This window comes from Methylopila musalis, from assembly GCF_042679725.1.
Taxonomy (GTDB): Bacteria; Pseudomonadota; Alphaproteobacteria; order Rhizobiales; family Methylopilaceae; genus Methylopila; species Methylopila musalis.
The window spans coordinates 1-9634 of record NZ_JBHTMX010000110.1 but is presented as its reverse complement, the minus strand read 5'-3'; the positions used below and the strand labels follow the sequence as shown (position 1 = coordinate 9634).

Annotated in this window: 11 protein-coding genes; 6 read left to right on the top strand and 5 right to left on the bottom strand. The window is 69.5% G+C overall.

What is annotated here, in order from left to right; all coding sequences use genetic code 11:
* Positions 1–202: 202 nt before the first annotated feature.
* Together hisI and folE are read right to left on the bottom strand one after the other, a co-directional pair.
* Positions 203–664, bottom strand: coding sequence for a phosphoribosyl-AMP cyclohydrolase (hisI, locus tag ACFQ4O_RS11775; protein WP_378775888.1), 462 nt, complete (start codon positions 662–664; stop codon positions 203–205).
* A gap of 245 nt (positions 665–909) precedes the next feature.
* The gene (folE, locus tag ACFQ4O_RS11770; protein WP_378775887.1) at positions 910–1566 is read right to left on the bottom strand and encodes a GTP cyclohydrolase I FolE; all 657 of its coding nucleotides are present in this window, start codon (positions 1564–1566) and stop codon (positions 910–912) included.
* A gap of 183 nt (positions 1567–1749) precedes the next feature.
* Between folE and ACFQ4O_RS11765 the strand changes: the two genes are divergently transcribed.
* From ACFQ4O_RS11765 to thrS, 4 genes are all read left to right on the top strand, one after another.
* Complete coding sequence (locus ACFQ4O_RS11765) at positions 1750–2187, top strand: iron-sulfur cluster assembly scaffold protein (RefSeq protein ID WP_378775886.1); 438 nt, start codon at positions 1750–1752, stop codon at positions 2185–2187.
* 93 nt (positions 2188–2280) lie between these two features.
* The gene (gene yidD, locus ACFQ4O_RS11760) at positions 2281–2730 is read left to right on the top strand and encodes a membrane protein insertion efficiency factor YidD (protein WP_378775885.1); all 450 of its coding nucleotides are present in this window, start codon (positions 2281–2283) and stop codon (positions 2728–2730) included.
* A gap of 12 nt (positions 2731–2742) precedes the next feature.
* Positions 2743–3288, top strand: a complete 546-nt coding sequence (locus tag ACFQ4O_RS11755) for an RNA 2'-phosphotransferase (protein WP_378775884.1) — start codon at positions 2743–2745, stop codon at positions 3286–3288.
* Positions 3289–3441: 153 nt separating this feature from the next.
* The gene (gene thrS / locus ACFQ4O_RS11750; RefSeq protein ID WP_378775883.1) at positions 3442–5448 is read left to right on the top strand and encodes a threonine--tRNA ligase; all 2007 of its coding nucleotides are present in this window, start codon (positions 3442–3444) and stop codon (positions 5446–5448) included.
* Positions 5449–5598: 150 nt separating this feature from the next.
* Here thrS and ACFQ4O_RS11745 read toward each other — a convergent pair whose 3' ends face one another.
* Together ACFQ4O_RS11745 and ACFQ4O_RS11740 are read right to left on the bottom strand one after the other, a co-directional pair.
* Complete coding sequence (locus tag ACFQ4O_RS11745) at positions 5599–6129, bottom strand: DUF3060 domain-containing protein (RefSeq protein ID WP_378775882.1); 531 nt, start codon at positions 6127–6129, stop codon at positions 5599–5601.
* Between the two features lie 121 nt (positions 6130–6250).
* Positions 6251–6682 (bottom strand): CBS domain-containing protein, encoded by a 432-nt coding sequence (locus ACFQ4O_RS11740; RefSeq protein WP_378775881.1) that lies wholly within the window; start codon positions 6680–6682, stop codon positions 6251–6253.
* A 411-nt stretch (positions 6683–7093) separates the two neighbouring features.
* Between ACFQ4O_RS11740 and ACFQ4O_RS11735 the strand changes: the two genes are divergently transcribed.
* Both ACFQ4O_RS11735 and ACFQ4O_RS11730 read left to right on the top strand, forming a co-directional pair.
* Positions 7094–7720, top strand: coding sequence for a PAS domain-containing protein (locus ACFQ4O_RS11735; protein WP_378775880.1), 627 nt, complete (start codon positions 7094–7096; stop codon positions 7718–7720).
* A gap of 110 nt (positions 7721–7830) precedes the next feature.
* The gene (locus ACFQ4O_RS11730; RefSeq protein ID WP_378775879.1) at positions 7831–8427 is read left to right on the top strand and encodes a PilZ domain-containing protein; all 597 of its coding nucleotides are present in this window, start codon (positions 7831–7833) and stop codon (positions 8425–8427) included.
* Positions 8428–8510: 83 nt separating this feature from the next.
* Here the strand turns inward: ACFQ4O_RS11730 and sufD are convergent.
* On the bottom strand, positions 8511–9634 hold a 1124-nt coding region (gene sufD, locus ACFQ4O_RS11725), incomplete at its 5' end, for a Fe-S cluster assembly protein SufD (protein WP_378775878.1).

Here is a 9634-nt window from a genome sequence, read left to right as displayed (position 1 = left end):
GAGCGCCAGCGCGAAGGGCGGCCGCTGCGCGCCCGTCGTCTCGGGCGCGGCGGCGTCCTCGGCGTCGGCGACGGTGGGCGGACGGCGGAAGTGGAGGTTCGGAAACACGCAGGACCTCGCGGCGGCGCGGCGGGCGGCCGGCGAAATGCGCCGCCCCGCCCGCGCTTTAAGCGCGTTGTGCGACAGCTTAGCGTCGGAGGCCTCAGCCCCCGTACGTCTTGGCCGGATCGAACAGCCGCGCGTCGTCCACGAACGCAAGTTTCGCGCCGCGCCCCTCCCCGCCGGTCGGAAGCGCCCGGTAGAAGCAGGACTTGCGGCCGGTGTGGCAGGCGGCGCCGGTTCCCGCGACCCGGACCGACAGCCAGATCGCGTCCTGATCGCAATCGACCCGCAGCTCGGCGACGCTCATCTCATGGCCCGAAGTCTCGCCCTTGCGCCACAGCGCCTTGCGCGAGCGTGACCAGAAATGCGCCACCCCGGTCTCGATCGTGGCGGTCAGCGCGTCCGCGTTCATGTAGGCGAACATCAGCACGCCGCCGGCCTCCGCGTCGGTCACGATGGCGGCGATCAGGCCGTGCTCGTCGAACTTCGGCGCGAAGGCGACGCCCTCCTCGATCTCCGCATGGGAGCCACGGGCGGCGAACGGCGACGAGGCGTCGGACATGGCGGCGAAACCTCCGTGCGACAGACAAACGGCGCGCCGATCGGGCGCGCCGTTCCGAAACAGAAAAGAAGCAGCGAAAAGATCAAAACCCGTTTCGCACCTGAACTCCTCGTCATGCCCGAGCGTGTCTCGGGCATCCACGACTTGGACACGCGGGCGTTCGTGTCCCGGAACGTCGTGGATACCCGGCTTCGCCGGGCATGACGTGAGCGTGAATCAGACGTTCGGAGACATCCCGAACCAGATCAGCGCGGGGCGGGAACGCCGCCGCGCGCGAGCGTGATGAAGCGCACCTGCTCGGCCGGATCGTCGCGGAACACGCCGGTGAACTGGGTGGTGACCGTGGAGACGCCCTGCTTGTGGATGCCGCGCATGGACATGCACATGTGCTCGCCCTCGATCATCACCGCGACGCCGCGCGGCTTCAGATTGTCGTCGATGGCCTCGACGATCTGGGCGGTGAGCGCCTCCTGCGTCTGCAGGCGCTTGGCGAACACGTCCAGCACGCGGGCGATTTTGGACAGGCCCACCACGCCGTTCGACGGGTAATAGGCCACATGGGCCTTGCCGTAGAACGGCACCATGTGGTGCTCGCAGTGGGAGAAATACGGGATGTCGCGGAGCACGACCATGTCGTCGTAGCCCTGCACCTCCTCAAACACCCGCTCCAGCGCCTCGGACGCGCTCATGCCGTAGCCCGAGAACAGCTCCTCATAGGCTTTGACGACCCGTTTCGGCGTGTCCAACAGCCCTTCGCGGGCGGGATCGTCGCCGGCCCAAGCGATCAGCGTGCGCACGGCGGCCTCGGCCTCCTCGCGCGACGGCTTGCGCTGCGGCGCCGGCTGGGGCTTCGGAGCGGGGATCGGAACGCGGGCAAACGGGTGCTGAACGACAGCGTCCATGAGCTTCCTCTCGGCGGGGCGTGACGCCCACCACACACTTAAGCGGCCTGCGCCCGCCCGGTCCATGGCTCCATATGGAGATGGACCCCATGGCGACGACTGCGGCCGCAAACTATATAGTTCCTGAAATCGCGGGAACAATCGAGCCTTCGAACGCAGGCCCTTAGCACGAAAAACGCAGCCATGCTCGACGATATCTACAACCGTCGCATTCTCGAACTGGCGGCCGACATTCCACGGCTCGGCCGGCTCGCGGCCCCCGACGCCACCGCCACCGCCCATTCGAAGCTGTGCGGCTCCACCGTGACCATCGATCTCGCCTATGACGGCGAGAAGGTCACCGACTTCGCCCACGAGGTGCGCGCCTGCGCGCTGGGCCAGGCCTCGTCCTCGGTGATGGCGCGGCATGTGGTGGGCCGCACCGCAGATGAACTCCGGCAGGTGCGCGAGACGATGCGCCGCATGCTGAAGGAGAACGGCCCGGCGCCGGACGGCGCGTGGGACGACCTGAAGGTGCTGGAGCCGGTGCGCGACTACAAGGCCCGCCACGCCTCCACCCTGCTCACCTTCGACGCGGTGGTGGACGCCCTCGACCAGATCGAAAAGCGACGCGCGGCGTGATCTGGCGGCGGACGGACCATGTTCCGCCGTCGCCCCTCATCTTGTCCCGGCCTTGAGCCGGGACCCAGACACGCCGAGGTTTGAGAACGCGCGATGACGCCGGGAGCGCTTACACCGGAACCACCAGAGGTTCTGGGTCCCGGCTCAAGGCCGGGACAAGGGGCGGGCGGCGCTTCGTCCGACGAACCGTCTGCGCCACGCTCGCCGGCGCCTGCCCTCTCCTTCCGCGCGCCGCTCGCCTCGGCGCTGCGGCTGCCGATCCTCGGCTATCGCTACTCGCTGTCGCTACTGATCGGGCGGCATTGCCGCTATTTGCCCAGCTGTTCGGAATACGCCGACGAGGCGATCGCGCGGCATGGGGCGTGGGCCGGCGGGTGGATGGCGGCGGGGCGCGTTTGCCGCTGCCACCCTTGGGGACCGGACGGGTACGACCCGGTCCCAAACGCTCCCCCTCCCGGCGCGTCGTGGTCCCGGCCGTGGCGCTATGCGCGGCGGCCGGCCCTGTGCGAGGCTGCCGACGACGGGCGAACGCCCCAGACCTGAAAGCAGGCCGCCATGAACCGGACCCTCGTCCAGACCAGCAAGTTCGTCAGCCTCGCGCTGCGCCATGACCCGTCCGCGGCCGGGCTGACGCTCGACGCCCAGGGCTGGGCCGATCTCGACGCGCTGATCGCCGGCGCGCAGGCCGCGGGCGTCGCCCTCGACCGCGAGGCGCTGGCGGTCATCATGGCCGAATCCGACAAGGCCCGCTTCGAGCTGTCGCCGGACGCCTCCCGCATCCGCGCGGTCCACGGCCACAGCGTCGACGTGGAGGCCCACGGCCCCGCCGAGACGCCGCCGGAGACGCTGTGGCACGGGACCGCGACCCGCGTGCTCGACGCGATCCTGCGGGACGGGCTGAAGCCCGGCGCGCGCCGCTTCGTCCATCTCTCGTCGGACGCAGCCATGGCCCGCGCGGTCGGGACGCGCCACGGCCAGCCGGTGGTGCTGTCGGTGGCCGCCGGCGCGGCGCACCGGGCGGGGCGCGCGTTCCACCGCTCGTCCAGCGGCGTCTGGCTCACCTCCGCGGTCGAGCCGGCCTATCTCGCCGTCGCGGACTAAAGCGGCGCGAGGATATTTGCGTCGCAGCCTTCGCTGGTCTAGGTCGTCCGTCGCGCCGAACGCGGCGCCTCGCCGGCCGGACCTTCGCGGTCCGGCCCACATGACACTGTCGCTTACCTGCATTCGTAGGCAGAGACTGAGCGGAGACCCCTGATGCCCCTCGTCACCTTCCCCGACGGCGCCCAGAAATCCTACGACGCCGGCGTGACCGGCGCCGACATCGCCGGCCAGATCTCCAAATCGCTGCTGAAGCGCACCGTCGCCATGGCGCTCGACGGCGTGGTGGTCGATCTCGCCGACCCGATCGAGCGCGACGTCCGCATCGAATTCCTCGACCGCAACGATCCCCGCTCGCTCGAGCTCATCCGCCACGACTGCGCCCATGTGCTCGCCGAGGCGGTTCAGACGCTGTGGCCGGAGACGCAGGTCACCATCGGCCCGGTGATCGAAAACGGCTTCTATTATGACTTCGCCCGCGCCGAGCCCTTCTCCACCGACGACCTCGCCGCGATCGAGGCCGAGATGCGCCGCATCATCGCGCGCGACCGGCCGTTCACGAAGCAGGTCTGGAGCCGCGATCAGGCCAAGGACTTCTTCGCCGCCAAGGGCGAGACCTTCAAGGTCGAGCTGGTGGACGCCATTCCCGCCGACCAGTCGATCCGGATGTACGCCCAGGGCGAGTGGATGGACCTCTGCCGCGGGCCGCACATGACCTCCACCGGCAAGGTGGGCGACGCCTTCAAGCTGATGAAGGTGGCCGGCGCCTATTGGCGCGGCGACTCCAACAACCCCATGCTCCAGCGCATCTACGGCACGGCGTTCCCGGACAAGGCCGGGCTCGACGGCTATCTCCACATGCTGGAGGAGGCCGAGAAGCGCGACCATCGCCGGCTCGGCCGCGAGATGGACCTGTTCCACTTCCAGGAGGAAGGCCCCGGCGCGGTGTTCTGGCACCCGAAGGGCTGGACTCTGTTCCAGACGCTGATCAGCTACTCGCGCCGCCAGACCGCCGGCTCCGGCTTCGTCGAGGTGAACACGCCCCAGATCCTCGACCATTCGCTGTGGCAGACCTCCGGCCACTGGGACTGGTATCGCGAAAACATGTTCGTCACCGAGACGGAAGACGAGCGCGTGTTCGCCATCAAGCCCATGAACTGCCCGGGCCATGTGCAGATCTTCAAGCACGGGCTGCGCAGCTATCGCGAGCTGCCGATCCGCATGGGCGAGTTCGGCATCGTCCACCGCTACGAGCCGTCCGGCGCGCTGCACGGCATGATGCGCGTGCGCGCCTTCACTCAGGACGACGCGCACATCTTCTGCACCGACGAGCAGTTCATGGCCGAGACGCTGGCGCTGAACGAGCTCATCCTCGGCATGTACGCCGACTTCGGCTTCGACCAGATCGTGCTGAAGCTCTCGACCCGGCCCGAGAAGCGCGTCGGCTCCGACGCGCTGTGGGACCGCGCCGAGCAGGTGATGACCGACGCGCTGACCGAGATCGAGGCGCGCTACGGCAACCGCGTGACCACCGAGATCAATCCCGGCGAAGGCGCGTTCTACGGGCCGAAGTTCGAATATGTGCTGCGCGACGCCATCGGCCGCGACTGGCAGTGCGGCACCATCCAGGTGGACTTCAACCTGCCCGACCGCTTCGGCGCGTTCTACATCGGCGCCGACGGCGAGAAGCATGCGCCGGTGATGATCCACCGCGCCATCTTCGGCTCGCTGGAGCGCTTCACGGGCATCCTGATCGAGCATTTCGCCGGGCACTTCCCGCTCTGGCTCGCGCCGGTGCAGGCGGTCGTCACCACCATCACGTCGGAGGCGGACGGCTATGCGGCGGACGTGGCGGCGGAGCTGCGCAAGGCCGGGCTCCGGGTCGAACTCGACATCCGCAACGAGAAGATCAACTACAAGGTGCGCGAGCACTCGCTGACCAAGACGCCGGTTCTGGTGGTGGTCGGCAAGAAGGAGGCGGAGACCCGCGCGGTCTCCATCCGCCGCCTGGGCTCGCAGAACCAGACGCCCATGTCGCTCGACGCGGCCGTCGCCACGCTCGTGAACGAGGCGACGCCGCCGGACCTGAAGCGGACGGCCTCGGCCGCGGCGCCGTCTATCGGGCGCCTGCCCGAGACGGCGGAAGCGGCGCTCGACCTCTGACGGGGGGCCGGAAAACCACGCTTCCCGTCATGCCCGAGCTTTTGCCTCGGGCATCCACGACTTGAACGCCTGGATTTTCGCACCGCAAAAGCAGTCATGCCCGCCATATGGCGGGCATGACTGAGTTCAGATTGCTCAACCTCACCGCTGTCAGCCGCGCTTCGACACCCGGTTGCCGGCGCCGGCGGACGACACCTTGGGCGCCGGCGCGCCACCGGCGAGCGCCCAGCTCACGGCGTTGTCGACCCCATTGACGGTGAGTCGTGAGGCGCTGGCGAGGGTCAGCGTCACCTTGTGCTGGACGCCGGCGACGACCGCCTCGGCCGCGCCGTCCTTCGCGCGCAAGGTCGCCTCCACCGTCTGCTGATCGACGCTGACGGCGAGATTTTCAACCTCGCCGCCTTTGGCGGAGTTCTCCGAGCCGAACACCTCCAGCGCGCCTGCGGTCTCGAACGTCACCGTGTGCTTCGAGCCGTGGACCAGGATCGATTTGCATGGGCCCGTGACCCGAACCTCGTTTTCGGCCCCGTAGACGCCGACCTCGTCGCCCTCGGCGCAGACCAGATCGCGGCTGATGCCGACGCCCTCGATCTTCAACTCTTCGGCCGTGGCCGACGCGATCCCGATCGGCCCCGCCGCCAGAAGGCCGGCGGCCAAAACCATGCGTTTCATACCAGACATGCTGCTCCTGCTGCCTCGCGCGAAGGCGGCCGCCGGAGCGCCGCTCGCCTTCGCGTCATCATGACGTCGCCGCGTCGAACGAGGCGGCGACGCTCCTTGGTCGCGGCCTCGGCGTCTGACGTCAAGCCGTGGCGATGTAGTCGCGCATGGCGGAGGCCTCGGCCTCGACCACGGCCATGCGGTGCTTGACCACGTCGCCGATCGACACGATCCCCACGATGCGGCGGCCTTCGAGCACCGGCACGTGGCGGAACTTGCCCTCGGTCATGCGGTCCATCACCTCCTCGATCGTCTCCTCGGCGCCGACCGTCACGACCTTGCGCGTCATGTAGGCGGAGACGGGCTCATCGAGCGCGGCCGCGCCCTGGCTCGCCAGCGCCCGCACCACGTCGCGCTCGGAGATGATGCCGGAGATCGCGCCGTCCGCGCCGGCGATGACCACGGTGCCGATGCGCCGTTCGGCCAGCAGCCGGACGATGTCCGCCATCAGACGATGGGGCGCCGCGGTGACGACGTCGGCGCCCTTGAGAGCGAGAATCCGTGCGACGGTCATGAATGCCTCCCTGTGTGTCGTCGTGGACCGGACGCGGCGGACCGGCTTCGTTCGCAAGCGCCGACGGGAGACCTTGGTCCGAAACGTTCAGATGAAAGCCATCCCGCAGCCCGTGAACAGCATCATGAAGGGCGGTTCGGGGAGAAGACAATGCGCCGTCCGTCGCATCACCTTCCGGCCAATGGGGAACATCATCGCGATCTGAAGAAGATTTGAACGGCGCATAAGAACAGCGGCGCGCGCTCTTCAGCCGCCGCCCGACGCGACTTCGAGGCGCCAGAAAAAGATGCGCTCGCCGCCGCCTCCCACCGGCTGGCACGGCCCCTGCTCAGAAGACGGTTAACGGCAGGACAACGCCGCCCTTCGTGCCGGCATGGCACGGATCGGCGCCAGAACAGGACGGGAGACCCCATGAAGGCGATCGCGACACGGGAGCTGTTCGCCTATTGGAACGAGCTGCGCGGGGCCCGCGCGGCGCCGGAACGCGCGGACATCGATCCGGGCGGCATCCGGTCGATCCTGAGCGACACCTTCATTCTCGACATGGCCCCCGAGCGGGGCTTTCCCTTCCGGCTCGCGGGCTCGCGGGTGTGCGACCTCGTCGGCCACGAGCTGAAGGACGAGCCCTTCGCCGATCTCTGGACCGAGCCCGACCGGCGCACCATTCTCGACACCGCGCAGAACGTCGCCGACGACGCGGCCGCGGCGGTGATCGGCGCCGCCGGCTGGACCGATCTCGCCCGGCGGGTCGATCTGGAGCTCTGCATCCTGCCGCTGCGGCACCGCGGGCGCACCCACGCCCGCCTGCTCGGCGCGCTGGCGCCGGTGGAGACGCCCCACTGGCTTGGCGCCTGCCCCATCACCCGGATCGAAATGACCTCGCTGCGGATGATCTGGCCGACCGGCCGTCGCCGCGCCTTCGCCCCCTCCCAGGACCGCGCGCAGCCCGCGACCCCGCCGCTGCACGCGCTCGTCGCCGGCGCGCTGTGCGCGGCGCGGCGGATCGGTCGTTTTCTTGTGCTCGACGGGGGCCGATGATTCCACGACGCGCCATGGGAGTTACGGCGCGTTAACTGCGACTGTTTAACTTTCGCAACGGATGCGGGGCGCGGCTTGGCCCCCGCACGGGCGTGTGGGGTGCCTGCCGAATGTTCGCCGTGAAGACCCAGCTCGCCGACGAGCGACGCCGACACCAACGCGTGAAAGTGGCGCTGCTCGGCCGCTACATGCTGTCGACGCGACGCGAATATCCGTGCCAGTCCATCGACATGTCGCCCGGCGGGCTGTCGCTCATCGCCCCCGTCGCGGCGCAGCCCGGCGAACGCGTCATCGTCTATCTGGACCATGTGGGCCGCATCGAAGGCTCAATGGTGCGGCTGATTCCCAACGGCTTCGCCATGACCGTGCGCGCCACCCCGCGCAAGCGCGAAAAGCTCGCGGCGCAGCTCACCTGGCTCGCCAACCGCCATCTGCTCGGCCTGCCGGAAGACCGGCGCCACGAGCGCCTGATCCCGCGCAACCCGCGCTCCACGCTGACGACCGAAGACGGCGTGATCCACGAGTGCCGCCTGATCGACGTGTCGCTGTCCGGCGCCGCGATCATGATCGGGCTGCAGCCGCCGATCGGCTCGCCGGTCATGGTGGGCCGCACCGCCGGGCGGATCGTGCGCCATCTCGAGAACGGCGTCGCGGTCGAGTTCCTGCGCACCCAGAGCCTGGAAGCGCTCAGCGAACAGTTCGGCTGATCGCGCCTCACACTCGGCGATGCAAACGAAAACGGCCCCGCGAAGGGCCGTTTTGCATGTTTGGAGCCGGGATCGCGGCGCCGTCAGTCGCGCTCGACGAGCCACCGGGCGGCGCGGTCGATCAGGGCGTCGCGCAGCGGCTCGTCCTCGACGGGTTCCAACACCTCGCCCACGAAGGCGCGCACCAGCAGCGCCTCGGCCTCGGCCTGCGGAATGCCGCGGGCCTTGAGGTAGAACAGCAGCTCGTCGTCCAGCGCGCCCACCGTCGCGCCATGGCCGCAGACCACGTCGTCGGCGAAGATTTCGAGCTCGGGCTTGGCGTCGGCTTCCGCGTCCTCGGACAGCAGCAGCGCCTGCGCCATCATCTTGCCGTCGGTCTTCTGGGCGCCGGGCTTCACCACGATCTTGCCCTGGAACACCGAGCGGGCCCGCCCGTCGAGCGCAGTCTTGAAGTGCTCGCGGCTGGAGCAGTGCACGGCGTCGTGGGTGACGACCAGCGTGGTGTCCAGATGGCGCTTGGCGCCCGCGAAGCCCGCGCCGGTCAGCTCGGCGGAGGCGTGATCGCCTTCGAAGCCCACGAACAGCTGCTGCCGGGCGGCGGCGGCGCCCGCCGACAGGGCGAGCGTCGACAGCTTCGACCGCGCGCCAAGCCGGGCGGACAGCGTGGCGAGGTGGAGCGTGGACAGACCCTCGTCCTGCAGCTTGACCAGCGTCAGCGCGGCCTCGTCCGCCAGATCGAGCGAAACGAGGCTGTTGGTCTGGTGCGCGCCCGCGTCGCCCACATGGCTCTCGATCAGGGTGAACGCCGCGCCGGCGCCGAGCGTGACAGCGACCCGGCCATAGGCCGCGTGCCCCTGCCCCACCTGCACGTTCGCCACATGAAGCGCCTTCGCCGGTTGGGCGCCGAGGGCGACCTCGATCACCAGCCCGTCCGCCACGAAGGCGGCGTTGAGACCCGCCGTCGGCTCGCCCTCGGGCAGGCCGTGAGGCGCGAGCACGGCGGAGCCGCCGCTCTCCAGAGCCTCGGACAGACGGCGCACGCTGACGCCCTCAAGTCCGTCGAGCGGGTCGGACAGCTCGGCGACGTAAGCGCCGTTGACGAAGACCGCGCGGACGGCCTCCACCGCGTCGAGCGGCAGCAGCGCGCGGGCGATGGCGATGTCGGCCGCGCCGGGCGGGCCGGACAGCGGCTGCGCCACGCGCATCA